28 protein-coding genes and 3 tRNA genes are annotated in these 25,363 nt (G+C 74.2%); 16 read left to right on the forward strand and 15 right to left on the reverse strand.

Annotated elements, in window-relative coordinates:
• Both NH602_RS09550 and NH602_RS09555 read right to left on the reverse strand, forming a co-directional pair.
• The coding region (locus NH602_RS09550; RefSeq protein ID WP_202417578.1) for a hypothetical protein at window positions 1-280 on the reverse strand (280 nt) is incomplete at its 3' end.
• Window positions 281-559: 279 nt separating this feature from the next.
• Complete coding sequence (locus NH602_RS09555; protein ID WP_179761229.1) at window positions 560-1,015, reverse strand: MarR family winged helix-turn-helix transcriptional regulator; 456 nt, start codon at window positions 1,013-1,015, stop codon at window positions 560-562.
• A gap of 59 nt (window positions 1,016-1,074) precedes the next feature.
• On the opposite strand from NH602_RS09555, the gene NH602_RS09560 reads away from it, so the two are divergent.
• The 4 genes from NH602_RS09560 to NH602_RS09575 are packed head-to-tail and all read left to right on the forward strand — an operon-like array spanning window position 1,075 to window position 3,558.
• On the forward strand, window positions 1,075-1,656 hold the full coding sequence (locus NH602_RS09560) for a UbiX family flavin prenyltransferase (protein ID WP_179761228.1): 582 nt from the start codon (window positions 1,075-1,077) through the stop codon (window positions 1,654-1,656).
• Window positions 1,656-3,089 carry a non-oxidative hydroxyarylic acid decarboxylases subunit C gene (locus tag NH602_RS09565; RefSeq protein WP_179761227.1) on the forward strand — a complete coding sequence of 478 codons (1,434 nt, stop codon included), beginning with the start codon at window positions 1,656-1,658 and terminating at the stop codon, window positions 3,087-3,089. The genes NH602_RS09560 and NH602_RS09565 overlap by 1 nt, the downstream gene beginning before the upstream one ends.
• Window positions 3,089-3,313, forward strand: a complete 225-nt coding sequence (locus NH602_RS09570) for a non-oxidative hydroxyarylic acid decarboxylases subunit D (RefSeq protein WP_073577904.1) — start codon at window positions 3,089-3,091, stop codon at window positions 3,311-3,313. The genes NH602_RS09565 and NH602_RS09570 overlap by 1 nt, the downstream gene beginning before the upstream one ends.
• Window positions 3,310-3,558: a hypothetical protein gene (locus tag NH602_RS09575; RefSeq protein WP_179761226.1), complete on the forward strand. Its 249-nt coding sequence runs from the start codon at window positions 3,310-3,312 to the stop codon at window positions 3,556-3,558. The genes NH602_RS09570 and NH602_RS09575 overlap by 4 nt, the downstream gene beginning before the upstream one ends.
• 7 nt (window positions 3,559-3,565) lie before the next feature.
• Here the strand turns inward: NH602_RS09575 and NH602_RS09580 are convergent, their stop codons facing one another.
• Window positions 3,566-4,396 carry a serine hydrolase gene (locus NH602_RS09580; protein WP_073577902.1) on the reverse strand — a complete coding sequence of 277 codons (831 nt, stop codon included), beginning with the start codon at window positions 4,394-4,396 and terminating at the stop codon, window positions 3,566-3,568.
• A gap of 135 nt (window positions 4,397-4,531) precedes the next feature.
• Between NH602_RS09580 and NH602_RS09585 the strand changes: the two genes are divergently transcribed.
• The 3 genes from NH602_RS09585 to NH602_RS31865 all read left to right on the forward strand — a co-directional run bounded on the left by NH602_RS09585 (window position 4,532) and on the right by NH602_RS31865 (window position 7,371).
• On the forward strand, window positions 4,532-5,293 hold the full coding sequence (locus tag NH602_RS09585; protein WP_253067621.1) for an alpha/beta fold hydrolase: 762 nt from the start codon (window positions 4,532-4,534) through the stop codon (window positions 5,291-5,293).
• On the forward strand, window positions 5,290-6,129 hold the full coding sequence (locus NH602_RS09590; protein ID WP_253067622.1) for a DUF72 domain-containing protein: 840 nt from the start codon (window positions 5,290-5,292) through the stop codon (window positions 6,127-6,129). Before NH602_RS09585 ends, NH602_RS09590 begins: the two co-directional genes overlap by 4 nt.
• Window positions 6,130-6,234: 105 nt before the next feature.
• Window positions 6,235-7,371: a DUF4190 domain-containing protein gene (locus tag NH602_RS31865; protein ID WP_253067623.1), complete on the forward strand. Its 1,137-nt coding sequence runs from the start codon at window positions 6,235-6,237 to the stop codon at window positions 7,369-7,371.
• A 320-nt stretch (window positions 7,372-7,691) separates the two neighbouring features.
• On the opposite strand, the gene NH602_RS09600 is transcribed toward NH602_RS31865, so the two are convergent.
• The 7 genes from NH602_RS09600 to NH602_RS09630 all read right to left on the reverse strand — a co-directional run bounded on the left by NH602_RS09600 (window position 7,692) and on the right by NH602_RS09630 (window position 15,082).
• Window positions 7,692-8,510, reverse strand: coding sequence for an ABC transporter permease (locus NH602_RS09600; RefSeq protein WP_374203828.1), 819 nt, complete (start codon window positions 8,508-8,510; stop codon window positions 7,692-7,694).
• Window positions 8,507-9,478 carry an ATP-binding cassette domain-containing protein gene (locus NH602_RS09605; RefSeq protein WP_208824556.1) on the reverse strand — a complete coding sequence of 324 codons (972 nt, stop codon included), beginning with the start codon at window positions 9,476-9,478 and terminating at the stop codon, window positions 8,507-8,509. The genes NH602_RS09600 and NH602_RS09605 overlap by 4 nt, the downstream gene beginning before the upstream one ends.
• Window positions 9,479-9,521: 43 nt before the next feature.
• Window positions 9,522-10,739, reverse strand: a complete 1,218-nt coding sequence (locus NH602_RS09610) for an MFS transporter (protein ID WP_253067624.1) — start codon at window positions 10,737-10,739, stop codon at window positions 9,522-9,524.
• 25 nt (window positions 10,740-10,764) lie between these two features.
• Window positions 10,765-12,390: an acyl--CoA ligase family protein gene (locus NH602_RS09615; RefSeq protein ID WP_253067625.1), complete on the reverse strand. Its 1,626-nt coding sequence runs from the start codon at window positions 12,388-12,390 to the stop codon at window positions 10,765-10,767.
• 109 nt (window positions 12,391-12,499) lie between these two features.
• Entirely contained in the window at window positions 12,500-12,691 is a 192-nt protein-coding gene (locus tag NH602_RS09620; protein WP_224392573.1) for a ferredoxin, read from the reverse strand.
• Between the two features lie 95 nt (window positions 12,692-12,786).
• The gene (locus tag NH602_RS09625) at window positions 12,787-13,044 is read right to left on the reverse strand and encodes a hypothetical protein (protein WP_062399812.1); all 258 of its coding nucleotides are present in this window, start codon (window positions 13,042-13,044) and stop codon (window positions 12,787-12,789) included.
• 148 nt (window positions 13,045-13,192) lie between these two features.
• A complete protein-coding gene (locus NH602_RS09630) occupies window positions 13,193-15,082 on the reverse strand; it encodes a propionyl-CoA synthetase (RefSeq protein ID WP_253067626.1) in 1,890 nt (629 codons plus the stop codon).
• A 190-nt stretch (window positions 15,083-15,272) separates the two neighbouring features.
• On the opposite strand from NH602_RS09630, the gene NH602_RS31870 reads away from it, so the two are divergent.
• The 7 genes from NH602_RS31870 (at window position 15,273) to NH602_RS09665 (ending at window position 20,035) form a co-directional block, all read left to right on the forward strand.
• Window positions 15,273-16,634: a GDSL-type esterase/lipase family protein gene (locus tag NH602_RS31870; protein ID WP_253067627.1), complete on the forward strand. Its 1,362-nt coding sequence runs from the start codon at window positions 15,273-15,275 to the stop codon at window positions 16,632-16,634.
• Window positions 16,635-16,819: 185 nt separating this feature from the next.
• The gene (locus tag NH602_RS09640; RefSeq protein ID WP_062399816.1) at window positions 16,820-17,038 is read left to right on the forward strand and encodes a hypothetical protein; all 219 of its coding nucleotides are present in this window, start codon (window positions 16,820-16,822) and stop codon (window positions 17,036-17,038) included.
• A gap of 120 nt (window positions 17,039-17,158) precedes the next feature.
• Window positions 17,159-17,231, forward strand: a tRNA-Glu gene (locus NH602_RS09645).
• Window positions 17,232-17,271: 40 nt separating this feature from the next.
• A tRNA-Asp gene (locus tag NH602_RS09650) sits at window positions 17,272-17,345 on the forward strand.
• A gap of 36 nt (window positions 17,346-17,381) precedes the next feature.
• Window positions 17,382-17,455 (forward strand) — tRNA-Phe (locus tag NH602_RS09655).
• An 83-nt stretch (window positions 17,456-17,538) separates the two neighbouring features.
• Window positions 17,539-18,483 (forward strand): MBL fold metallo-hydrolase, encoded by a 945-nt coding sequence (locus NH602_RS09660; RefSeq protein ID WP_253067628.1) that lies wholly within the window; start codon window positions 17,539-17,541, stop codon window positions 18,481-18,483.
• 610 nt (window positions 18,484-19,093) lie between these two features.
• On the forward strand, window positions 19,094-20,035 hold the full coding sequence (locus tag NH602_RS09665) for an endonuclease/exonuclease/phosphatase family protein (RefSeq protein ID WP_253067629.1): 942 nt from the start codon (window positions 19,094-19,096) through the stop codon (window positions 20,033-20,035).
• On the opposite strand, the gene NH602_RS09670 is transcribed toward NH602_RS09665, so the two are convergent.
• The 3 genes from NH602_RS09670 to NH602_RS09680 all read right to left on the reverse strand — a co-directional run bounded on the left by NH602_RS09670 (window position 20,017) and on the right by NH602_RS09680 (window position 21,753).
• Complete coding sequence (locus NH602_RS09670; protein WP_253067630.1) at window positions 20,017-20,643, reverse strand: MerR family transcriptional regulator; 627 nt, start codon at window positions 20,641-20,643, stop codon at window positions 20,017-20,019. The two genes, NH602_RS09665 and NH602_RS09670, sit on opposite strands and share 19 nt — an antisense overlap.
• Window positions 20,644-20,653: 10 nt before the next feature.
• Complete coding sequence (locus NH602_RS09675; RefSeq protein WP_179761216.1) at window positions 20,654-21,208, reverse strand: ATP-dependent Clp protease proteolytic subunit; 555 nt, start codon at window positions 21,206-21,208, stop codon at window positions 20,654-20,656.
• 62 nt (window positions 21,209-21,270) lie between these two features.
• Window positions 21,271-21,753, reverse strand: coding sequence for a MarR family winged helix-turn-helix transcriptional regulator (locus NH602_RS09680; protein WP_253067631.1), 483 nt, complete (start codon window positions 21,751-21,753; stop codon window positions 21,271-21,273).
• Window positions 21,754-21,844: 91 nt separating this feature from the next.
• Between NH602_RS09680 and NH602_RS09685 the strand changes: the two genes are divergently transcribed.
• Window positions 21,845-22,495: an FMN-dependent NADH-azoreductase gene (locus NH602_RS09685; protein WP_073577889.1), complete on the forward strand. Its 651-nt coding sequence runs from the start codon at window positions 21,845-21,847 to the stop codon at window positions 22,493-22,495.
• 7 nt (window positions 22,496-22,502) lie between these two features.
• On the opposite strand, the gene NH602_RS09690 is transcribed toward NH602_RS09685, so the two are convergent.
• Window positions 22,503-23,234, reverse strand: coding sequence for a phosphotransferase enzyme family protein (locus NH602_RS09690; protein ID WP_253067632.1), 732 nt, complete (start codon window positions 23,232-23,234; stop codon window positions 22,503-22,505).
• Window positions 23,213-24,253, reverse strand: coding sequence for a sigma-70 family RNA polymerase sigma factor (locus NH602_RS09695; RefSeq protein WP_073577888.1), 1,041 nt, complete (start codon window positions 24,251-24,253; stop codon window positions 23,213-23,215). The genes NH602_RS09690 and NH602_RS09695 overlap by 22 nt, the downstream gene beginning before the upstream one ends.
• 235 nt (window positions 24,254-24,488) lie before the next feature.
• Here NH602_RS09695 and mftR point away from each other — a divergent pair, with 235 nt between their 5' ends.
• The gene (gene mftR, locus NH602_RS09700) at window positions 24,489-25,127 is read left to right on the forward strand and encodes a mycofactocin system transcriptional regulator (RefSeq protein WP_179761213.1); all 639 of its coding nucleotides are present in this window, start codon (window positions 24,489-24,491) and stop codon (window positions 25,125-25,127) included.
• Window positions 25,128-25,363 lie beyond the last annotated feature (236 nt).

Below are 25,363 nucleotides of genomic sequence, written 5' to 3' on the forward strand. Positions count from 1 at the left end.
GGCGCTGCGTCGACGTGCGGCGGCGCTGCTGCTCGCGGGCCGGGACGCCGCGCGCGGCGCCCTCCGTCCCGGGGGCGGCCTGCGCTGCGGCGAGGTCCGATGGAGTCTGGTCCTGGTGGATGACGGTGTCCTGCTGGGTGGCGGTGTCCTGCGGGGTGCCGGAGGTCCCGCCGCGCTGCCGGTGGTCGCCCCGGGTACCGGAACGGCGGCGGGGGCGGCGCGGACGGTCGTGCGACGACGGCTGCGCGGAGGTCGAGGACGGGACGGGTTCGCTGGACATCGTTCGTTCAGTCTGCCTGCTCGCCCGGGACCGGGCGTGCGCCGACCATGGTGACCGGCCTCGCAGGCGTCGTCGAATGGGTTTCGGGAATCGGCGGTATGGGGTCCGAACCGGACGCCGGTCGCCTCGCGGCGAGTGGCGCACCGCGGCTCCAGCCGAACGGAATTCCACGGCGGCGGTTATCTATTGCGGCCCGGGGACTCGGTTCGCCCGGCTCGGACAGTCGTTGCAACGGGCGGGGGTCCCGGATCATTCCCGCCCCGCGCGACGGTTTCCGGCTCAGTTCCCGTCCCTCTCGGGAACGGCGTCGGACCCCGTCTCGGCGAGCCGGGCCAGCAGGTCGCGCAACCGGGCCCGCTCGGTCTCGTCGAGCGGGGCGAGGAACTCGGCGGCCAGCGCACGGGCCTCGGTCGCGGCCCCGGCGGCCAGGCGTTCCCCCTGGTCGGTGAGGTGGACCAGCAGTCGTCGCTGGTCGGTCTCGGAGCGGGTGCGGGTCAGCCAGCCGTGGCGCTCCATCCGGCGCAGCAGCTCGGTGGTGGTGCCCTTGTCGGTCGCGGCGAGCGATCCGAGCGTGACCTGGTCGATCCCGGGACGGCGGCGCAGCGCGTCGAGCATCGCGTACTGCGGCTTGGTCAGCTGGGGGACGCGCTGCTGCCAGGTCGCGGTGTGGGACTGCAGGACCCGGCGGAGCAGGTGGACGACCGCCTCGTCGGCACCCGGGTTGCGATCGGTCATGCCGCGAGTATAGTGCGTATGCAAACAGTTAGTATACGAACTAGTTGGGAGGTGGTCCGGTGCGACTCGTCGTGGGAATCACCGGCGCGACCGGCGCGATCCTCGGGATCCGCCTGCTGGAGGCGCTGCGCGACGCCGAGGTCGACACGCACCTCGTGCTCTCGAAGTGGGCGCGGGCGACGATCGTCGAGGAGACCGGTTGGACGGTGCCCGAGGTCGAGGCGCTGGCCGGGACCGCCCACCCGTTCGGGGACCAGGCCGCGTCGATCTCCTCCGGCTCGTTCCGGACGGACGGGATGGTCGTCGTCCCCTGCTCGATGAAGACCCTCGCGCAGATCCGGCACGGCATCGCCGACGGGCTCGTCGCCCGCGCCGCGGACGTCACGATCAAGGAGGACCGGAGGCTGGTCCTCGTGCCGCGGGAGACCCCGCTATCGGAGATCCACCTCGAGAACATGCTGGCCCTGCGCCGCGCCGGGGTGCGGATCGTCCCGCCGATGCCCGCCTTCTACAACCACCCGGCCGCGGTGAACGACGTCGTGGACCACGTCGTCGCCCGCATCTGCGACCAGTTCGACCTGCCCGCCCCGCGGGCCCGCCGCTGGACCGGCGGGTCCGCGCGTCAGAGGAGGAGCGCCTGATGGACACCTTCCGCGACTACCTGGCCGAGCTCGAGCGGCACGGCCAGCTCCTGCGCATCGACGACGAGGTGAAGGCCGAGCCCGACCTCGGCGCCGCCGGTGCCGCCGCTCCGAAGCTCGGCGACCGCGCCCCCGCGCTGCTGTTCACCGACGTCGCCGGGTTCCGCGACCCGAACATCGTGCTCAACGCGCACGGCTCCTGGGCCAACCACGCGATCGCGCTCGGGCTGCCTCCGGAGACCCCGGTGCGCGAGCAGGTCGAGGAGTTCGGCCGTCGCTGGGACGCCTTCCCGGTGCCGGTCGAGCGGCGCGCCGACCCGCCGTTCGCGGAGAACACCGTCGCCGCGGAGGCGGTCGACCTGTTCGCGCTGCTGCCGCTGTTCCGCATCAACGCCGGCGACGGCGGCTTCTACATCGACAAGGCCGCCGTCGTCAGCCGCGACCCCGACGACCCGGAGTCCTTCGGCAAGCAGAACCTGGGCATCTACCGGATGGAGGTCCAGGGGCCGCGCACGCTGGGTCTGCAGCCCGTCCCGCAGCACGACATCGCGCTGCAGCTGCGCCGCGCCGAGGAGCGCGGCGAGGACCTGCCGGTCGCGATCGCGCTCGGCAACGAGCCGACGATCCCGCTGGTGGCGGGCATGCCGATCGCCTACACCGACAGCGAGTACGAGATGGCGGGCGCCCTGCGCGGCTCGCCCTGCCCGATCGCCACCGGTCCGGAGACCGGGCTCGACGTCCCGTGGGGCTGCGAGATCCTGCTGGAGGGCGTCGTCCTGGGCCGCGAGCGGCACTTCGAGGGCCCGTTCGGCGAGTTCACCGGGCACTACTCGGGCGGCCGCCGGATGCCGCAGATCCGCATCGACCGGGTGTCCTACCGGACCACGCCCTACTTCGAGCACCTCTACATCGGCATGCCGTGGACCGAGTGCGACTACCTCATCGGGCCGAACACCTGCGTCCCGCTGCTCAAGCAGCTGCAGGCCGAGTTCCCCGAGGTGCGCGCGGTCAACGCCATGTACACCCACGGGCTGCTCGCGATCGTGTCGGTCCGCAACCGCTACGGGGGCTTCGCCAAGGCCGTCGGGATGCGGACCATGACCACCCCGCACGGCCTCGGCTACTGCAAGGTCGTGATCTGCGTCGACGACACCGTGGACCCGTTCGACCTGCCCCAGGTCATGTGGGCGTTGTCGACCAAGATGCACCCCGCGCACGACCTGGTGACCCTGCCCGACATGCCGGTGCTGCCGCTGGACCCCGGGTCCGACCCGGCCGGGATCACCCACAAGCTGATCATCGACGCCACCACCCCGACCGCCCCGGACGACCGCGGGCACTACTCCCAGGGCGTCGTGCCGCCCGACGACACCGCGGCCTGGGTCGAGCGACTCGGCCGGCTCGTCGCCGGCGACCGGAAGGAGAACCGCTGATGACCTGCCCCCGCTGCTCCACCGACGGCGCCGCCGTGCTCGCGACCTCCCCGGTCCCCGGGGTGTGGACCGTGCACCGCTGCGGCGCTTGCGGGTTCGTCTGGCGCGACACCGAGCCGCCCGCCGTCCGCGACGCCGCGCACTACCCGGCCCGGTTCCGGGTCACCGCGCAGGACGTGGCCGCCGCGGTCGACGTGCCGACCGTCCCGGAGCGCCGGACGTGACCCCGACGCTGATGTGGGAGGCCCGCGCCGCCGACGGCCGGCGCGACGAGCTCCTCGCCCACGTGCGCGAGCAGGCGGCCGTCGCGCTGGCCGGCGCCGAGCGCCACGAGCTGTTCATCGCCGACGGCGGGCGGGTCGTCGTCATCGCGGTCGGGGTGCCGGCCGGGACGACGCTGCCCGAGCCGCCCGGCGAGCTGCTGGCCCGGCCGCCGCACTCCTGGGGCTTCGACCGGGTCGGCCCCTGACCGGTCCTCAGCCGGTCGCGAGCGCCGCGAGCACCCCGTCCGTCCACGGCGTCCACGCCTGGACCGCCCACGGCCCGAAGTCGCGGTCGGTCAGCACGACGGCGGCGGCGCGCACGTCCGGGTCGACCCACAGGAACGTGCCGGACTGCCCGAAGTGGCCGAAGGTCCGCGGTGACGAGTGCTCCCCGGTCCAGTGCGGGGACTTGCCGTCGCGGATCTCCATGCCCAGGCCCCAGTCGTTCGGCTTCTGCCGTCCGTAGCCGGGGAGCAGGCCGTCGAGCCCGGGGTAGGCGACGGTCGTCGCCTCGGCGACGGTGCGCGGGTCCAGCAGCTGCGGGGCCTGCAGCTCGGCGGCGAAGCGGGCCAGGTCGTCGACGGTGGACACCGCGCCCGCGCCCGCCGAGCCCTCCAGCCGGGTGTGCGTCATCCCGAGCGGGGCGCAGACGGCCTCGTGCAGGTACTCGGCGAACCCGATGCCGGTCGCCTCGGCGATGGCGCCGGCGAGCACCGCGAACCCGGTGTTCGAGTAGATCCGCTGCTCACCCGGGGCGGCACGGACGTCGTCGGTGTCGAACGCCAGACCCGAGGTGTGCGCGATCAGGTGGCGCACGGTCGCGCCCTCCGGGCCGGCCGCGTCGTCCCAGTCGACGGCGCCCTCCTCCACGGCGACCAGGGCGGCGTAGGCCGAGAGCAGCTTGGTCACCGAGGCCAGCCCGAACTCGCGGTCGGTGGCGCCCGCGGTGGCGAGCACGGTGCCGTCGGCGGCGACGACGGCCGCGCCCACGTGGTCGACCGGCCAGTCCAGGACCCGGCGCACCGCCGGGGCGAGCTCGGTCACGACGGGAGGTGCGGTCGGGTGCGCATGCCGTCCATCCTGGCAAACGGGCGGGACCGCAGCCGCCCGGGCGATGATCGGGCCCGTACCGCGTCCGCCGGGTCCCGCATCCGGCCGCGCACCGCGAGGGAGGGCACCGTGCCACTGCACCACGAGACGGCCGGATCGGGACCGCCGCTGCTGCTGGTCCAGGGCGGCGTGGCCGAGGCCGGCGCGGCCCGGATGCTCGTCGACGAGCTCGCCGTCACCCACCGGGTCCGCACCTACGACCGGCGCGGCGTCGGTCGCAGCCCGGCCGGGCCGGACCCGGTCGGGCTGAACGCGCACGCCGACGACGCCGCCGCGCTGCTGGCCGACACCGGACCGTCCGCCGTCGTGGGGGTGAGCATCGGGGCGGTGATCGGCCTGCTGCTCGCGGTGCGCCACCCGGACCTGGTCACGACGCTGGTGGCGCACGAGCCGCCGCTGCCCGGCCTCGTCCGCGATGCCGACCGCGAGGCGGCCCTGGACCGGGTCGAGGCGCTCGCCGCACGCGACGACCTCGGCGGGGCGCTGCGGCTGATGGCCGCGCTGACCTCGGGCGACGACCCCGTCGAGCCCGGCTACCGGCCGGAACCGCCGTCCGGGGACCCGGAGCCCGCACTGCGCCGGTTCCTGCGCCACGACGTCCCCGCGGTACGGGCCGTCCGCATCGACCCCGACGACATCACCGCGAGCGGGGTCCGGGTCGTCCCGACCGGCGGGGTCGAGTCGCGCGGGCGCTGGGAGCACCGCTGCGCCGAGGTGCTCGCGTCCCGGCTCGGCCGCGGGCTCGTCGAGCTGCCCGGCGGCCACGACGGGCCCGTCACGCACCCGGTCGCCGGGGCGGCCGCGCTGCGCGGGCTGGTCGGCGGCACGTGACGCGCCCCGGATCCGCCACCCGGCCCGGACGGGCCCTGGTGGGGACGTCGGGGTGGCGCTACCCGCCGTGGCGCGGCACGTTCTACCCGCCCGGACTGGTGCAGCGCCGCGAGCTGGAGTACCTGTCCCGGCAGGTCACCTCGATCGAGATCAACGGGTCGTTCTACTCCCTGCAGCGCCCGGAGAACTACCGGGCCTGGGCCGAGCAGGTCCCGGCCGGGTTCGTGTTCGCGGTGAAGGGCCCGCGGTTCGTGACGCACCTCAAGCAGCTGCGCGACGTCGCGGTGCCGGTCGCGAACTTCCTCGCTTCCGGCGTGCTCGGCCTGGGGCCAGCGCTGGGCCCGGTGCTGTGGCAGCTGCCGCCCCGGATGCGGTTCGACGCCGACCGGCTGGCCCGCTTCCTGGAGCTGCTGCCGGCGAGCACCACGGCCGCCGCCCGGGCCGCGACCGGGCACGACGAGCGGCTCGACGGCCGGGCGCTGGTCGAGACCGACGCCGACCGCCCGCTGCGGCACGCGGTCGAGCCGCGGCACCCGTCGTTCCGGGACCCGGCGTTCACCGCGCTGCTGCGGGAGCACGGGGTCGCGCTGGTGCTGTCCGACTCCGCGGGCACCTGGCCGGTGTTCGACGAGGTGACCGCCGACCTCGTCTACCTGCGCCTGCACGGCCAGGGGGAGCTCTACAGCGGCGGCTACACCGCCGAGGCCCTCGACGGCTGGGCGGAGCGCGTCCGCGGCTGGCGCGACGCCGGGCACGACGTCGTCTGCTACTTCGACAACGACGCGAAGGTCCACGCACCGACCGACGCGCTGGCCCTGATCGACCGCCTCGGCTGACCTGTTCGGCCGACTACCGGCACGGCTGAACGGACCTGTCCTCACATTTGTTGATAAGGGCGGGCCGGCTGATACGCGGGCCGCCGTCGCCGCGACAGCCGTGGCGTGACCACTCCGCAGAACCGCCACGGCGCCCCGGACCTCTCCGGCCCGCCGCAGCAGCAGTCCGGCCCGCACCGTGTCCCGCAGCAGTACCGGGGGCCCCAGGGCCCCGGACGCCACCAGCAGCAGTACGCGCAGGACCCGCGCGGTGCCGCGCCGCAGGGCTGGGCGCCGCACCACCAGCCCCGGCCGCAGCACTCCGGCGGCAACCCGAACCCCTACTACGACGGCCACCCCGAGGTCCCCTTCGGCGGGCCGCCCTTCGGCCGCACCAACCCGGGCGGGGTCCCGCAGCAGGCCCGCAGCCCGCAGCAGCAGGCCCCGGCCGCCACCGGCGCCCAGCCCTGGCCGAGTGCGGCCCGGCGCGGCGGTGTCCCGCAGCAGCGCACCGCGGCCCCGGCCGTCCCCGCTGTCGCCCCGCGCAACGGGTTCGGCGTCACCGCGCTGGTGCTCGGGATCCTGGGCCTGCTGTTCTCCTTCATCCCGATCATCGGGATGATCGCCTGGCCGCTGGTACTGCTGGGCCTGCTGTTCGGTGTGCTCGGTGTCGTCCGGGCGAGCAGGGGCCGGGCGGACAACCGCGGGGTCGCGATCGCGGGCACCGTACTCTCGGCGATCGGGCTCGTGGTCTGCGTCCTCTACGCGTCGGTGTTCGCCGCCGCGGTGTCGGGTCTGCCGACGACCCCCTCGACGGCGACTCCGGCCGCGGCCGGGTCGGCAGCCTCCGGCGACGCGTCGGGTGCCTTCCCGGGTGCGACCGCCGACGACGTGGTCACCGATGCAGGTGAGACGCTGACCGTCGGGAACCTGCAGATCGCGGCCACCCCGCTGAAACCGGGCGACTCGACCATCGGGCAGACCCTGTGCTCGGACGTCACCTACACCAACACCGGATCCGGTACGGAGTCCTTCAACGGGGGCTTCGACTGGAAGCTCCAGGACCCGAACGGCGCGGCGCTGATGACCACGTTGCTCGGTTCCGACTCGCTGCTCTCCGCCGGTCAGCTGGCGCCCGGCGGCACCACGACCGGCAGCGTCTGCTTCGACCGGCCGAGCGGCGCGACCGGGCAGTACGTCCTGCTCTACGACCCGATGGACTTCTCCAACGGCCGCGGAGCCTGGCTCAACCAGGTCGGCTGACCCCGGACGGACGCCGGGACGCCCGACAGCGACGCGCCCCCGCAGTCGCTGGAGTGGTCACGCACGACGAGCGTCCCGACGGACGACGAGGCCCTCCCCGGGGACACCGGGGAGGGCCTCCCCACGTCCGGGGTCAGGCCGCCGGCCCCGCCGCGAGAGCCGGCACGCCCAGCAGCGGCGGCCCCAGCTGGATCGACGCCGGCCGCCGCTTCGACGGGTCCGACAACTACAGCACCAGCCCGGCGACGATCACGACGGCCCCCTCCGCGGCGGAACCGATCCGCCGCAGGGGGGCCGTAGTGGGGCCAGTGGCAGCGGGGTCAGCGGCTCGCGGCCCGCCGGTACTGCCGGCTCGCCAGCGGCGCGAACACCGCGACGATCACGACCGACCAGATCAGCACGTAGAGCACCGGGTGCTGCAACGGCCAGGCGTCCGAGGCGGACGCCGAGGCCGGGATCGCGCCGTCGTTGCCGAACAGGGTCCGTGCGGCTGCCGTGACCGCCGAGACCGGGTTCCACTCGGCGAACACCCGAAGCGGGCCGGGCAGCGAGTTCAGCGGCACGAAGGTGTTCGCCAGGAACGTCACCGGGAAGATCACGATGAACGACGCGTTGTTCACGACCTCCGGGCTCGGCACCAGCAGCCCGACGAACGCCATCACCCAGGAGAACGCGTAGGCGAACACGATCAGCACCGCGAACCCGGCGAGCGCCTCGCCGACCGAGGTGTGGATGCGCCAGCCGACCAGCAGCCCGGTCAGCGACATCACGACCAGCACGATCAGGTTGTTCACCACGTCGGACAGGGTCCGGCCGGTCAGCACCGCCGACGACGACATCGGCAGCGAGCGGAATCGCTCGATGATGCCCTTCTTGACGTCCTCGGCGAGCCCGGCGCCGGTGTTCGTGGCCCCGAAGATGACGGTCTGGGCGAAGATCCCGGCCATCAGGAACTCGCGGTACCCGGCCCCGCCGCCGGTCGGGTCGATCGCGCCGCCGAAGACGTAGGCGAACAGCAGCACGAACATGATCGGGGACAGGGTGGTGAAGACCAGCAGGTCCGGGACCCGCTTGATCTTGATCAGATTGCGCTTCGCGACGACGGAGGCGTCGGCGAGCATGGTGGCGGCGGCGTTCACGGGGTCGGCTCCTCGGCCTGGTCCGCCTCGTCGGCGGGGCGCCCGGTCAGGGTGAGGAAGACGTCGTCGAGCGTCGGGCGGCGCAGCCCCGCGTCGTCGACCTTGGTGCCGGCCTCGGCGAGCCGGTCCAGCGCGGCGCGCAGCACCTCGACCCCGCCGCTGACCGGCATCGTCAGGGAGCGGCGGTGCCGGTCCAGCACGGCCTCACCCACGCCGAGCGAGGCGAGCAGTGCGGCGGTGGGCTCCAGGTCGTCGGCCAGGCTGGTCGTGACCTCCAGGCGCTCCCCGCCGACCTGCGACTTGAGCTCGTCCGCGGTGCCGCGCGCGATGACCCGGCCGTGGTCGATGACCACGATCTCGTCTGCCAGAGCGTCGGCCTCCTCCAGGTACTGGGTGGTGAGCAGCAGCGTCGTCCCGCGCGCGACGAGACCGCGGATCACGTCCCACAGGTCGTTGCGGCTGCGCGGGTCCAGCCCGGTGGTCGGCTCGTCGAGCAGCAGCACCGGCGGGTCGGCGACGAGCGCCCCGGCCAGGTCGAGCCGGCGGCGCATCCCGCCGGAGTAGGTCCGGGCCGGACGGTCCGCGGCGTCGGTCAGGCCGAAGTCGGCCAGCAGCTCACGGGCCCGGTCCCGGGCCCGGCGCCGACCCAGGTGGTACAGCCGCCCGACCATCTCCAGGTTCTCGAAGCCGGTCAGGTACTCGTCGACCGCGGCGTACTGCCCGGACAGACCGATCCGGCGGCGGACGCCTGCCGGGTCGGCCAGCACGTCGACGCCGGCCACGGTGGCCTCGCCCGCGTCCGGTGTCAGCAGTGTGGTCAGCACCCGGACGACCGTGGTCTTCCCGGCGCCGTTCGGGCCCAGCAGGCCGAGCACCGTCCCCTCCGGCACCGACAGGTCGACCCCGTCGAGCGCGCGGAGCGAACCATAGGTCTTGACCAGTCCCGTGGCGCGGATCGCGTCCGGCATCGTGTTGTCCCCCTCGGAAGGTGCGAGCGGGGGCCACTGTGCCCTACGACCCTGACAACCTGCGTCCTGATTCGGCCCGGCGGCGCGCGTGGGCGAGCAGCATCCGGCGCCCGACCAGCATCAACGCCGCCGACACCAGCATCACGACGGCGTTGACCGTCCACGCGGTCGGGAAGCCCGCGTGGGTGGCGAGCGAGCCGAAGACGATCGGTCCGGCGAAACCGCCGGCGTAGACACCGACCTGCACGATCGACGTCGCCGCGGCCGGGGCGGACGGGTTGAGCCGCACCACGGCGAACTGCAGCAGACCCGGCCACGCCCAGCCCAGCCCGAACGCCAGCACCACCCCGACGACCAGCGCGGGCGTCCCGGGCACGGCGAGCAGCCCGAACCCGCCGGCGCCCGCGGCGAGACTCGCCGCGACGACGGCGACGTGGCCGCCCGAGCGCATATCGGCCAGCCACCCGTGCAGCATCCGCACCGACAGCCCCACCACACTGCCGAGGGTCAGCATCAGCCCGGCCAGACCGGGGTCGATCCCGCGGTCCACCGCCGAGGCGACCAGGAAGATGCCGAGCGCGGTCGCGGTCCCGGCCGCGAGCCCGGAGGCGGCGCCGATCACGGCGAGCGCGGCCGTCGCCCGGTCGCCGGACCCCGTGCGGGCCGCCGGGCGGGCGTCGGTGCGCGGGCACGCGGACAGTGCCGCCAGCGCCAGCAGCGCGCCGATCCCGTACGCCCAGCGCCAGCCCACGGTCAGCGCCACCGCGGGGACGGCCAGCCCGGCCAGCAGCGTCGCCGCCGGGATCGCGGCCTGCTTCACCCCGAAGGACAGCCCCATCCGGTGTGCGGGCACCGAGCGCGCGAGCGTCAGGTTCGACGACAGCTGGCCCATCACGTTGCACCAGGCGCCGCAGAGCAGCAGGACGACGAGCGCGACGTAGGACCGCGCGCCCAGCGCCAGGGCCGCCATCAGCACCGCCGCCCCGACGACGGCGATCCGGCTGGTCACCCGTGATCCCACCCGCTCGACGACCATGCCGACCGGCAGCGAGCACAGCGCGCTGACCCCGAAGTACAGCGCGACGACCAGCCCCAGCCCGGACGGGTCGAAGGCCAGGTCGCGCGAGAGCTGCACCGACAGGGCACCGGTGAGGAACACCGGGAGCACCGACGCCGTCGTCACGACCACCGCGCCGGTCGCGACGCGGAAGGCGGACGGCGCGGTGGTGTCCGTCGTGCCCGATTCGGTTGCGATGCTCACGTTCAGCAACGCTAACCGATATGCGTCAACCCTGGATGCGCGAGTCCCCGCGGCCGGCCCACTCCTTCTCGCGCAGCTCGAACTTCTGGACCTTGCCGGTGGAGGTCTTGGGCAGCTCGTCGACCAGCTCGACGTACTTGGGCGCCTTGTACCGGGCGATCCTCGTCTTCACGTGGTCGATCAGCTCCTGCGGCTCGGCGGAGCGGCCCGGCTTGAGCACGGCGAAGGCCTTGCAGACCTCGCCCCACTTCTCGTCCGGCACCCCGACGACGGCGGCCTCCAGCACCGCGTCGTGCGAGACGATCGCCTGCTCGACCTCGACGGTGGAGATGTTCTCGCCGCCGGAGATGACCACGTCCTTGGCCCGGTCGCGCAGCTCGACGTAGCCGTCGGGGTGCACGACGCCCAGGTCGCCGGAGTGGAACCAGCCACCCCGGAACGCCTCCGCGGTCTTCTCCTCGTCGCGGTGGTAGCCCTTCATGACGTTGTTCCCGCGCATCACGATCTCGCCCATCGTGGCGCCGTCGCGGGGGACGTCGGCCATCTCCTCGTCGACCACCCGGACCCGGTCCGCGCACACCATGCCGACCCCCTGGCGGGCCTGGAGCCGGGCCCGTTCCTCGCCGTCGAGGTCGTCCCAGGCGTGCTGGTACTGGTTCACCGCGTACGGCCCGTAGGTCTCGGTGAGGCCGTACACGTGCACGATGCGGAACCCCATCCGCTCCATCTGCAGGATGGTCGTCGGCGACGGCGGCGCGCCGGCCGTCGTGATCGTCAGCCGGTAGTCCAGGGTGACGGCCTCGGGTGAGTTCATGATCGTCGTGACGACGGTCGGGGCGCCGTTGAGGTGGGTGACGCCGTGCTCGCCGATCAGCCGCCAGATGGTGTCGCCGCGGACCTCGCGCAGGCAGACGTGGGTGCCGCCGATGGCCGTCACGGCCCACGGGGTGCACCAGCCGTTGCAGTGGAACATCGGCAGCGTCCACAGGTAGACGCTGTCCGCGGTGTGCCCGGAGTGGACGATCTCGCCGAAGGAGTTCAGGTACGCACCGCGGTGGTGGTACTCGACGCCCTTCGGGTTGCCGGTCGTCCCCGAGGTGTAGTTGATCGTGATGGTGGCCTGCTCGTCGTCGACGGCCCAGGGCCGCGGGTCGTCCGAGCCGCGGGCGAGCAGGTCGGCGTAGCTCGTCCCGGAGCCGACGCCGTCGCCGGGCGCCGCAGGGTCGACGACGGTGACGATCTCGCGGACCGTGGCCAGCTCGTCGGCGACCGGGCGGACCGTCTCGTACAGGACGGCGTCGACGACCAGCACCGTGGCCGCCGAGTGGTCCAGGATGTAGCGGACCTCCTCGGTCGACAGCCGTGTGTTGATCGCGACCAGGACCGCGCCCGCCAGCGGCACCGCGAAGTGCGCGACGAGCATCTCCGGGACGTTCGGTAGCAGGTAGGCGACCCGGTCACCGGGCTCGACGCCCGACGCGGCGAGGGCGTTCGCCACCCGGGTCGCCTCCGCCGCGAACTCGGCGTAGGTGTGCCTGCGGTCGCCGTAGACGATCGCCGTGGACTCCGCGAACACCTCGGCCGAGCGGCCCAGGAAGGCCAGCGGGGTGAGCGGGGTGGTCCAGACGTCGGTCGTCGCGCCCTGTGTCACGGTCGGCTCCTTCGCAGGCGGTGCACTCGTCGCCGCGATCCTGCTCGCTGCGAGGAGTGCCCGGCAACTCGCGCCGGCCGCGCCCCCCGGCGCCCCCGACCGCCGGGGCTCAGTCCTCGATCGTGATGGCGGCCTTGGGGCAGCTCCGTGCCGCCTCCTCGACCTTCGGCCGCAGCGACTCGGCCGGGTTCTCGTCGAGGATGTAGAGGTAGTCGTCGTCGCGCACCTCGAAGACCTCCGGCGCGACACCCATGCAGACCGCATTGCTCTCGCAGCGGTCGAAATCCACGATGACCTTCATGGCATCCATGGTGCCCCCGCCGTGCCGACGCCGCAGGACTGAGGGCTCCCTGACCTGCGGTTATGCTTCCCTTCCTCGCTCGGGAAGGCTGCAGGTCAGCGGCTGTCGCGGGTCTGGGCGGCGGTCGGCAACGGCTGCGGCGCGAGGTTCGCGCGGGCCTGCACGGGCGTCGGCGGCGGGGTGGTGTGCGGCACCCCGGTGAGGAGCGCGGTCGTCGCCCGGGTGGTCACCGGGATGCTGCCGACCGAGGGCAGGCGCACCTCGTCGGGTTCGAGCATCGCGGCCACGCCGAGCAGGGCGCCGAGCGCCACCGGGGCGGCCAGTGCCGCGAGTCGCAGTCGCGCCGGGTCCACGGCACACCTCCACGTCGACGACCGCGCGGGGGATGCCGGGGAGCGGCAGCGGCCGTCGACCAACCATCGGGTCGCGGCCGTCCGCCGTTACCGCCATCGGGTGATCCGGGTCAAGCGGGGCGCATCCGGACCACCCGATGGAGGGCGCTCACTCCCTCCGCAGCACCGGACGCAGCGTGTCCAGCACCGACGCGTCGTCGATGGTGGAGGGCACCGGCTCCTCGGCGCCGTCGGCGATCCCGCGCATGGTCTTGCGGAGGATCTTGCCGGAACGGGTCTTGGGCAGGGCCGGGACGATCGCGACGTCCTTGAGGGAGGCGACCGCGCCGATCTGGTCGCGCACCATCTGCACGAGCTCGGCGCGCAGCCCGTCCTCGTAGCCCTCGGCGTCGCTGTCGACGCCGGACTTCAGCACCACGAAACCGCGCGGGATCTGCCCCTTCATGGTGTCCGCGACGCCGATCACCGCGCACTCCGCGACGTCCGGGTGCGAGGCCAGGACCTCCTCCATCCCGCCGGTGGACAGACGGTGGCCCGCGACGTTGATGACGTCGTCGGTGCGGCCCATGACGAAGACGTAGCCGTCGGCGTCGAGGTGCCCGCCGTCGCCGGTGAGGTAGTAGCCCTCGAACGCCGACATGTAGGAGCTGACGTAGCGCTCGTCGTCGTTCCACAGGGTCGGGAACGCACCGGGCGGCAGCGGCAGCTTCGCCACGATCGCGCCGTCGACACCGGGCTCGGCCGGGTCGCCCCGCTCGTCGAGGACCTGGACGTCCCAGCCGGGCATGGCACGGGTCGGTGAGCCGGGCTTGATCTCCAGCAGCTCGATGCCCGCCGGGTTGGCTGCGATCGGCCAGCCGGTCTCGGTCTGCCACCAGTGGTCGATGACGGGGATGTCGAGCAGATCCGAGGCCCAGCGGTGGGTCTCGGGGTCGAGGCGCTCCCCGGCGAGGAAGAGGTACTTCAGCGAGGACACGTCGTACTGCCCGAGGAACGTGCCCTCCGGGTCCTCCTTCTTGATCGCCCGGAACGCCGTGGGCGCGGTGAAGACGGACTTCACCCCGTTCTCCTGGACGACCCGCCAGAACTGCCCGGCGTCCGGCGTGCCGACGGGCTTGCCCTCGTAGAGCACGGTCGTCGCTCCGGCCAGCAGCGGCGCGTAGACGATGTAGGAGTGGCCGACGACCCAGCCGACGTCGGACGCGGTGAAGATCGTCTCGCCGGGGCCGACGTCGTAGATGTTGGGCATCGACCAGGCCAGGGCGACGGCGTAGCCGCCCGAGTCGCGCACCACGCCCTTCGGCTTGCCGGTGGTACCGGAGGTGTAGAGCACGTAGAGCGGGTCGGTGGCCTTCACCGGGACCGGGTCGGCCGGCGTGGCGTGGGCGACGGCCTCGGCCCAGTCGACGTCGGTCGGGCCCAGCTGCGCGGTGGCCTGCTCGCGCTGCAGGATCACCGTGGACGTGGGCTTGCGGTCCGACAGCTCGATCGCCCGGTCGAGCAGCGGCTTGTACTCGATGACGCGCTTGCCCTCGATGCCGCAGGACGCCGAGACGACGACCTTGGGCCCGGCGTCGTCGATCCGGACGGCGAGCTCCTTGGCGGCGAACCCGCCGAAGACCACCGAGTGGACGGCGCCGAGGCGGGCGCAGGCGAGCATCGCGATCGCGGCCTCGGGGACCATCGGCATGTAGACGACGACCCGGTCGCCGTGGCCGATGCCCTGGTCGCGCAGCACGCCCGCGAACAGCGCGACCTCGTCGCGCAGCTCCGCATAGGTGTAGGAGCGCCGCGACCCGGTGACCGGCGAGTCGTACACCAGGGCCGTGCGGTCGCCGTTCCCGGCGTCGACGTGCCGGTCGAGCGCGTTGTACGCGACGTTCAGCTCGCCGTCGGGGAACCAGCGGTAGAACGGCGGGTTCGACTCGTCGAGCGCGCGGGTCGGGACGACGTCCCAGTCGATCCCGCCGGCCGCGCGGAGCCAGAAGCCCTCACGGTCGTCCACACTGGAACGGAAGATCTCCTCGTAGGCGGTCACCGTCGTCCTCTTCCCCTGACGATCCCGGCGGCCCACGGTGGCCGCCCCTCGTGTCGCCGACGACCCTAGGAGGTGACACCGACAACGCGCAGCCCTCTAGTGGGCGGACCGCTCCGGAGGGACGGGCCGTTCGGCGACGACGACGCGCCGATCGTCGCAGTGTGACCGGGCGGATCCGTAACGTGATCGGGTGACGGCCCGACACAGCGCGTGGGGGACCCGTCCGATCCGCGGGCGGGCCCACGGACGGGAGGCGGTGCCGGTGCGGCCCGACGACGGTGCGGTCCGGTGGCGTGGCAGGCGGGGTGCCGCCGGTGCGGCGGTGCTCGGGACGCTGCTCGCCGGGTTCGTGGCCGCGGGCTGTGCCCCGGTCCCGTCGGTCGTCCCGGCGGCGGCCGCGGCGACGACGTGCACCCCCGGCTGGACGGCCGCCTGGCACGCCGCACAGCAGGCCGTCCCCGGCGACAGCCTCGCCGGCCGGACGCTGCGGATGGTGGTGCGGCCCGGCGCGGCGGGGGAGGAGCTGCGGCTGCGGCTGTCCAACCGGCACGGCGACGGGCCGCTGCGGATCGCGGCGATGACCGTCGGCGCCACCGGCCCGGGCGCCGCGGTGACCCGGCCGGTCCCGCTGACCGTCGGCGGGGCCCCCGTGGCCGACATCCCGGCGGGTGCCGAGGTGCTGACCGATCCCGCACCGGTCGCCGCCGCGGCGGGCGTGCCGCTGACGGTGAGCCTGTTCCTGGCCGAGGTACCGCGCACGATCGGCTCGCACCCGGTCGCGATGCGCACCGCCTGGCTGTCCGGGCCGGGGGACCGCACCGCGGCCCCGGACGCGGCGGGCTTCGACACGACCCTGCAGTCCTGGCCGGTGCTGACCGGTCTGGAGGTCCTGGCGGCCCGCCCGGACGGCGCCGTCCTCGTGATCGGGGACTCCCTCGTCGACGGCGTGGGCTCCACCCCCGGCGGCGACGACCGCTTCCCCGACCAGCTCGCCGCCCGGCTGGCCGCGGCGGGCGGCGACCGGCCGATGACCGTGCTGAACGCGGGACTGTCGCGCAACCAGCTGCTGCAGGACGATCCACCGGCCGGCGGTGACGCGCCGTCGACCCGCTGGGACGACGACGTGGCCGCCGTCCCCGGCGTGCGCGACGTGGTGCTGCTCGTCGGCACCAACGACCTCGCCGCCGGCGCGGCCGCCGGTGACCTCGTCGCCGGGCTGCAGGGCTTCGCCCAGCGGGCCCGCGCCGCGGGGCTGCGCGTGTTCCTCACCACCATCCCGCCGTCGGCCAGCGGCGGTCGCGCCACCCCGACGGCCGTCGCGGCCCGGGACGAGGTGAACGGCTGGCTCCGTTCGGACGGTCGTCGCTGGGCCGACGGGGTGATCGACGCGGCCGCCGCGCTGGGCGACCCGGGTGACCCGCACCGGCTCCGTCCGGATCTGGACTCCGGCGACGGGCTCCACCCGTCGCCCGCCGGGTACTGGGCGCTGGCGGCATCCGTGCCGGTCGGGGAGCTGTCCGGCAGCCCCTGCCGGGTCTCGCCGGATCGCTGAGCCGCACCCGTCCCGCACAGCGCTGGGTGATCGGCCGTCACCCGGGAAGGGGCGTGCGGGGTCCCCGCACGATGGGTAACGTCTTGGTCACGGCCACAGCACGTGGCGGTACCGACGGACACCGGCACGCGGCGCGTCCCACGGACGGGCCCGGAGCAGGTCCTGGCGGCCTACGGGGAGGCCTCGTGACCATCGGCGCGAAGCGCGGCATCGACGACGACACCAGTTCCATTCCGGCGCCGCGGAACGCGGCCGACGCCTTCAAGGTCTCCGACGACCAGGTGCAGCGCGCCCGGCTCGTCGTCGCCCGGAACTCGGACGACTCCGAGGATCTGCGGGAGCTGCTCGACATGCTGGGGCTGATCTCCGGCAACCCGGAACAGCCGCCACCCGTGGCTCGCTGACCTGCGGCGACGCCGGAAACGGGGGGTGGTTGCAGGGCCCCTCGGAGCGGTGTCGTAAGGTTTACTCACTCCCAACGGACAGCCGTTGAGGGAAGGTCGAGGCCCTCGGGCCTGGTCCCAGCCCCCATCGTCTAGCGGCCTAGGACTCCGCCCTTTCAAGGCGGCAGCGCGGGTTCGAATCCCGTTGGGGGTACCGCGAGACACATCGGATACGATGCGTTTCGCGAGAGCAAGGCCCAGTGGCGCAGTTGGTTAGCGCGTCGCCCTGTCACGGCGAAGGTCGCGGGTTCGAGTCCCGTCTGGGTCGCTCCACTCTCTGGATCTCCGGTTCACCGGAGGCCGGGGCCAGGTAGCTCAGTTGGTACGAGCGTCCGCCTGAAAAGCGGAAGGTCGGCGGTTCGACCCCGCCCCTGGCCACAGTCCTGATCCCCCGCAGAGCCGGTCGGTAGCCACCGACCGGCTCTCGTGCGTTCCGGGGTCGGTTCGGTCACGATCGGCCGATGAGCTCCCACCCGCACGACATCACCGTCCCCGGCCCGCCCCGGCTGGAGGAGATCTCCGACGGGCTCTTCGCCTACGTCCAGCCGGACGGCACCTGGTGGATCAACAACGCGGGCCTGCTCGTCGGGCCGCAGGGGGCCGTCGCCGTCGACTCCTGCTCCACCGAGCGCCGGACCCGGGCCTTCGCGGCCGCGATCGGCGAGGTCACCGACCGGCCGGTCCGCACGCTGGTCAACACCCACCACCACGGCGACCACACCTGGGGCAACGCCCTGTTCTCCGGCGCGACGGTCGTCGCACACGAGCGGGCACGCGCGGAGATGATCGCCTTCGGCCCGCCCCGGGACCTGCCGTTCTGGGACCACGGCGACTGGGGCTCGCTCCCGCTGGACCCGCCGTTCCTCACCTTCACCGACCGCGTCGCGCTGCACCTGGGGGACCTGAGGGCCGACGTCCTCCACGTCGGGACGCCCGCCCACACCACCAACGACGTCCTCGTGCACGTACCCGACCGGTCGGTCCTCTACTGCGGGGACCTGGTCTTCCACGGCGGCACGCCGTTCCTGCTGATGGGCTCGGTGACCGGCGCGATCGACGTCCTGGAGCAGGTGGTGCTCCCGCTCGGGGTCGCGACGACGGTGCCCGGCCACGGGCCGGTGTTCCAGGGCGACGGGCCGGTCCGGGACACGGTCGACTACCTGCGGTTCGTCCTCGACCTGGCCGAGCGCGCCCGCGACGCCGGTGTCCGCCCGCTGGAGGCCGCCCGCGACACCGACCTCGGCCGGTTCGGCGACTGGCCGGACGTCGAGCGCATCGTCGGGAACCTGCACCGCGCCTACGCCGAGCTCGACGGCGCCGAGCGCGGCGCCCCGATCGACACCATCGCCGCGCTCGCCGAGATGGTCGAGTACAACGGCGGGCGCCCGCTCACCTGCCTGGCGTGAGCACCGGTCGCCGCTCCCGCAGCGCGACGACGGCACCGGCCACACCAGGACCGTCAGCGCCCCGGCCGCGGCGACGGTGAGCGCGTCCGGGGCGACGAGCGGCTGTCCGCGCAGGGCCTGCCAGGTCAGCAGGGCGAGCAGGCCGGTGTAGCCGGCGGCGGCCGTCGTCATCAGGTCGCGACGCACCCGTGGGTCGGCCGGCCGGGCCACCCGCCCTGCGGCCAGCTCGAACACGATCAGCAGCAGTGGCAGCAGCTGCAGCGCGTACATCCCGACGAAGTGCGGGACGCGCAGGTCACCGCCCAGCGTGCTCCACCCGACCAGCGGCAGGCCCGGGCCGCCGTCGGGGACGCCGACGGTGTGCGCCCCGGCGATCCCGCGGAAGTCGGCGAGCTGGTCCTTAGTCGGTGACGTCATCAGGAAGCCGAGCGCCATCCCGGCCAGCGCGAGCACCGCCCCGGCGCGGATCGCGACCGTGCGGGCGGGGTCGAGACGGACGGTGCCACGCGAGGATGTCCGCATGTGGATACTGTAACTATCGGATAGTTAAACTGTTCATATAGCTCCCGTGGAACCGTGCGCGGCCCGCGTGCGTTGTCCACCCGTGTCCGTGATCGTCGACCGAGCCCTGCGTACCGCCGTCACCGTGTTGCCGCGGCGGTGGCGGACCGACCGGCGCTCCGCCCTGGTCGGTCTGACCGCACTGCGTCCGCACCTCGGCGTCGCAGGACTGGGGGTCGCTGGTCTCCTGCGGCTCACCGGGCTGCGCCGCACCGCGACGGCGGTGGGCCTGGCCGGCGCCGCGGCCGCCGCTCCCGCGCTGCGACGGGTGCTGCCGCGCCCGGAGGGCCCGCTGCCGGACGGGCCCGAGCTGACCGTGCTCGTCGCGAACGTGCTGCTGGGGCGGGCCGACACCGGCGCGCTCGCCGCGACGGTGACCCGGGAGCGGCCGGACGTCGTCGTGCTGCCCGAGGCGGGCGTCGCCTACCTCGACCGGCTCCTGCCCCTGCTCGGCGGCTACCGCGGCTGGTCCTCGGTCCCGCCCGGCGTCCCGGACCAGCGCGGCACGGTGGTACTGGTCGCGCCGCGGGCCGGGGAGGTCGACGTCCGGCCCGGGCAGGGGATGCGGCTGCCGTACCTGGAGGTCACCGGTGGGCTGCTCGGTGCCCGGACGCTGTACGCGGTGCACACCTCCGCCCCGACGAACCCGCGGTGGACCGAGCTGTGGACCGGTGAGCTCGCGCTGATCGGGGAGTGGACCCGCACCCGACCGGCGCCGGTCGTGGCCGGGGACCTCAACGCCGTCGTCGACCACCGGCGGCTGCGCGACGCGTCCGGCGACTGCGTCGACGCCACCGACGGCACCGGGCGGGGGCTCGTGGGGACCTTCCCGTCGTCGCTGCCGCGCTGGGCCGGGATCCGCATCGACCACGTGCTCGTGCCCCGCGGGTCGGTGACCCGCCGCCACGTCGTCCTCGAGACCCCGGGCAGCGACCACCGCGCGGTGCTGGTGACGGTGCGGCTGCCCGGGGCTCAGGATCCGGCGCGGTAGCGCTGCGCGGAGCGGCTCTCCTGGGCGATCCGGCGCAGGGCCGCGAGCAGGGCGTCGCCGAGGACGGTGCCGACCAATGCGGTCTCCGCGGCTTCCTCGCGGTCGGTGGTCCGTCCGATCGCGGCCAGGTCGCCCTCCGCGGCGCGGTCGGCGGCCTCGGCCCACGCCCGCAGGGTCTCCTCGCCGGGGCCCCAGCCCAGCTCGTGCATCCGGGCCAGCACCGACCGGGCCCCGGCCAGCGCGGGCGCGTCCTTCTCGACCTGCCAGCCCAGGTGGGCCATGGCTCCGGCCAGGTCGGCCTCCGCCTCGTCGAGCGAGCCGGACGCGCCGACGTCGCCGGTGATCGCGTAGACCGTCCGGCCGAGCATGTCGTGCAGGCCGACCGCGGGGTCGTCGACGGCCGACAGCACCTCGCGGACGGTCGCGATCGGCAGCCCGCCGACCTCGACGAGCGCCCGGATCAGGCGCAGCCGTCGGATGTGCGCGTCGTCGTAGCGGGCCTGGTTCGGTGACGTCGTCTCGCCGCGGGGCAGCAGGCCCTCGCGCAGGTAGTACTTGATCGTCGCGACGGGGACACCGGACGACCGGGACAGATCCGAGACTCGCACATCGGAGACTCTAGCTATCCGTTTCGGTCCGGGGTTCCGACAGTCCGTCGACGATGCCGAACGTCACCGCCTCCGCCGCCGACAGCCAGCGGTCCCGGGCGTCGTCGGGCAGTGGGGCGCCGCAGTACGCCGCGGTCAGCGACTCGATCTCGCGGCGGCGTCCGGCGAGGTGGTCGGCCCGGACCCGCACGTCGCCGGGGTGCGAGCCGCGGACCGGCCCGTCCGCGGTGGGCAGGAACGCGGCGTGCGCGCGAGCGAGCCGCTTGCCCGGCGTCCCCGACGCGACGAGGAACGGCACCGGGCCCGCGAGTGATCCCACGGCGACGGTCGCGACGTCGACGCCGAGCGTGCGGATCGTGTCGTGCACCGCCATCGCGGCGACCGGGGAGCCGCCGGGCGCCAGGACGTGCAGGGTGATGTCGCGGCGCGCGTCCTCCGCGGCCAGCAGCAGCAGGCGCGCGCAGGTCTCGGCGGCGACGTCGTCGTCGAGCTCGCGGGCGAGCAGCACGATCCGCTCGCCGAGCAGGCGGTCGGCGGGGTCGGACGGGGTGGACAGGACGGGCATCGGATCTCCGCTCCTCGGGTGCCGCCCGACACTAGGGCCGGGGTGGGCCACCTGACCTGCGGTTACGCCGACGGCGGACGGGGTTCGCCCTCGGCGGAGGTCGGGTCGGTGCCCGCGGTCGCGACCCGTCGCAGCAGCGTCCGGAGCGCGCCCTGCTCGTCCGGGGAGAGCGGCGCCAGGATGTGGGCCTCGGCGGCGCGCAGCCGGGTCTCGGTCTCGCAGAGCAGCGCCCGGCCGGCCGTGGTGAGCACGATCCGGCGGGCCCGCCGGTCGTTCGGGTCGGGCCGCCGCTCGATCAGTCCCGCCTGCTGGACCTTGTCCAGCAGGTAGGTCATCACGGTGCGGTCCACGCCGAGCTTGCGGGCGAGCGCGAGCTGGGTGGGCGGATCGTCCCCGGCCGCGGCGGCGAGCACCTGGAAACCGCGCTGACCGCCGGGCAGCGTGCCGACGACGCACTGCACCGCCGTGGCGTGGTCGCGCGCCACCCGGGTCAACGCCCACGCCAGGTCGCACTCGACGCTCTGCGGGGCGGACGGACCGGACATCGTCACAGGATACGTGCTTGCCAAGGTCTTCTCTCGTGCAGATACTCTGTTCAACAGAACATCTTCACTCCAGATCGACCGGGAGGTCACCGTGTCCCTGTTCCGACTCGACGCGAGCATCCGCACCGAGGGCTCCGTCAGCCGCGAGATCGCCGACGAGGTCGAGCGCGCCTACCTCGACGCGCGACCGGGCGCCGAGGTCGTCCGCCGTGACCTGGGCACCGCCCCGCTGCCCGCCGACCTGTGGACCACCGCGGTCGCGGCCGGATACGTGGCCGAGGCCGACCGCACCCCGGAGCAGCGCGGGGCCCTCGCGCGCATCGCGGAGTTGGCTGACGAGGTGCTGGCCGCGGACGCCGTCGTCGTCGGATCGCCGCTCTACAACTTCGGCATCGCCGCGCACCTGAAGACCTGGGTCGACGCACTGATCACCGACCCCCGGTTCGCGCCGGGGAGCACGCCCCTCGCCGGCCGTCCGGTCGTGCTCGTGGTCTCCCGGGGAGGCGGCTACGGGCCGGGCACCCCGCGCGAGGGGTGGGACCACGGCTCCGGCTGGATCACCCGCATCCTGCGTGACGTGTGGGGTGCCGACGTGACCGTCGTGGAGACGGAGCTGACCCTGGCCGACGTGGTGCCCGCGATGAGCGAGCTGCGCCCGCTGGCCGCGGAGAAGCGCGAGCGCGCCCGCGTCGACGCCCGGACGGCGGGGGAGCGGGTCGCCGCGGTGACGCCGGCGGCGTGAGGCCCGGTCAGGGGGCGGCGCGCAGCGCGGCGAGCCGCTCCCGGGCGTAGCCGGGTTCGACGGTCCAGCAGACCGCGACCTCCCACGCGTCGACGGCGCGGCGGACCTCGCGTGCCGCCCCGGGACCACCGTCGAGGTCGAGCACCGCCCGGTCCACCCGGCACTCGTCCCAGTCGAGCAGGCCCGGACGTCCGTCCAGGACCCGGATGTTGCCCGGGCCGGGGTCGCCGTGGACGACGGCGACCGGACCGTCCACCACGGCCCACGCGGCCCGGCACTCCGCGACGACATCGGACGGCATCGCGGTCAGGTCCACGTCCCCACCCCGGTCGGCGCCCGCGAGCAGCTCGGTCGTGCCCACGAACCCCGGCCGCTGGCTCCGCCCCGAGGTGAGGGCGTGCAGCCGGCGCAGCTCGGCGGCGATGGCCGCCTCGTCGCCCGGCCCGGGTGGGTCGCCGTCGAGCCAGGTCCGGACGACGACCGCCCCGCACCGCCGCCGTCCGTCACCGGTCGGGACGACGTCGGGTACGCGGAAACCGTGGGCCCGCAGCTCGCCGGTCAGGTCGAGCTCCCAGTCCAGCGCCGCGGGCGTCCGCCCACTCCGGTGGACCACCAGCCGTCGGCTCCCGTCCGTCGCCGCCCAGACCGCGCCGCGGTGCCCGCCGCCGAGCCGGGCCGTGATGCGCAGCCCCGGCCAGGCGGCGAGCCCGGGCGGCGTCAGCCGGCCTTCGGTTCCCACAGCTCCGGCCGGTCGGCCAGCTTCAGCGGCAGCCCGAAGTAGCCGAACAGCTCGGTGTTGAGGAAGATGCTCAGCCCGGTGACGACCCCGTCCTCGATCCGCAGGGCCGTGATGCCCCAGGCCTCGAACTCGCCGTTCGGCCCGGACGGCTTCCACTGGGCGAAGCCGACCGTCCCGTTGATCTCCACCGGAGCCACCCGCGACCCGCGGCAGCCCTGCCCGGGGCCGGTCGCCATCCAGGCGATGACGTCGTCCCGGCCGCGGAACCAGAGCTCCAGCGGAGGCATGTTCTGCTCGACGTCCTCGTGGAGCAGCGCCGTCAGCGCCTCCATGTCGAAGGCCTCGAACGCTGCCATGTAGCGCATCAGCAGCGCGGTCTGCGCCGGGTCCATCGCCGGGGAGGTCTGCGGCGCCGCCTCGGAGATGCCCTGTTCGCCCAGGGTGGCGCGGGCGCGCTGCAGGGCGCTGTTGACCGACGCGACGGACGTGTCCAGCAGCTCGGCGACCTCGGCGGCCTTCCAGCACAGGACCTCGCGCAGGATCAGCACGGCGCGCTGGCGGGCCGGCAGGTGCTGCAGCGCCGCGATGAACGCGAGCCGGATCGTCTCCTTCGCGACGGCCTTGTCCGCCGGGTCCCCGGCCGGCGTCGACACCCGGGCGTCGGGCATCGGTTCGAGCCACTCGGCGTCGGGCAGCGGCTCGCGCAGCGACTCGGCGACCGGTGCGCCGGGGCCTCCGATGTCCATCGGGACGGCGCGGCGCTTGCGCCCGTTCAACGCGTCGATGCAGACGTTGGTGGCGATGCGGTACAGCCAGGACCGCAGCGAGGAGCGGCCGTCGAACTTCGCGACGCCCCTCCAGGCCCGGACCATCGTGTCCTGCACCGCGTCCTCGGCCTCGAACGCCGAGCCGAGCATCCGGTAGCAGTAGCCGGTCAGCTCGCGCCGGTGGTCCTCGAGGCGTTCCTCGGGTGGCCGCTCGTCCACGGTGGTGTCGGCGGCCCGTGCGGGTGCGCTCATGGTTCCCCCTCGACGTACCCGTCCGGGTGGGTCCCGGTCCGTCTGGCCGCGAGTGTGCCGCGCCACACCGACAAAGTGGAGAGCCCACGCGACGAACGGCCGCCGAACAGGGGCGACGTGCGCCGACGGGCCGACCGCGACGTGGGATGATCGGGGCCGACGGCGTTCCGCTCGACCCTCCCGGTCCGCCGGTCGCAGGCACGACGGAGGAGTCGGGGAGCACGGCGGGGCGACGATGTCAGCGGTGACCGAGAACGACGGGACCGGAAGTGCCGGCGGGGGCGGGGCGCGCCGCGCCGGTCGTCGCCCGGTCACCTCCCGCTCGGAGATCGAGCACATCGCGCTGGAGATGTTCAGCGACCAGGGGTTCGAGCACACGACCGTCGACGACGTCGCGCACGCCGCGGGGATCGGGCGTCGCACGTTCTTCCGGTACTTCGCCTCCAAGAACGACATCGCCTGGGGCGCCTTCGACGAGCAGCTGGTGCGGATGCGCGCGGTGCTCGCGGCCCAGCCGTCGGACCTGCCGACGCTGGAGGGGGTCCGGCGGGCGGTGCTGGAGTTCAACCACGTCGAGCCGGACGAGCAGCCCTGGCACAGGCGCCGGCTGCGGCTGATCCTTCGGACCCCGGCGCTGCAGGCGCACTCGACGCTGCGCTACGCCTCGTGGCGGGAGGTCGTGGCCGACTACGTGGCCGAGCGTCGTGGCGAGGACTCCTCGGAGCTCGTCCCGCAGAGCGTCGGGCACGCATGCCTGGGCGTGTGCATCGCGGCCTACGAGCGTTGGCTCGCCGACGACGGCTCCGAGCTCGCCGACCTGCTCGACGAGGTGCTGGGGGCGCTGCAGCGGGGCTGGGCGACCGAGCTCCCCTGAGACGCGCCGCGACGGCGCCCCGGTGCGGGACGCCGTCGCGTGGCGGTGCCTGCGTCGCAGGTCAGCGGGTGGTGCCGAAGAGTCGCTCCCACAGGCTGGGGCGGGTCGGGGCGGTGCGCTCCGGCGCGTCCTGGGTCCGGGCGTCGGCCGGGGCCTGCGGAGCGGCGGTGCCGTCCGGGGTGGTGGCGACGGCCGGGGCGCCCGGTGCTGCCGGGGCCGCGGGCACGGCGGGAGCG

Source organism: Pseudonocardia sp. McavD-2-B (assembly GCF_024124365.1).
In the GTDB taxonomy this organism is placed as follows: domain Bacteria; phylum Actinomycetota; class Actinomycetes; order Mycobacteriales; family Pseudonocardiaceae; genus Pseudonocardia; species Pseudonocardia alni.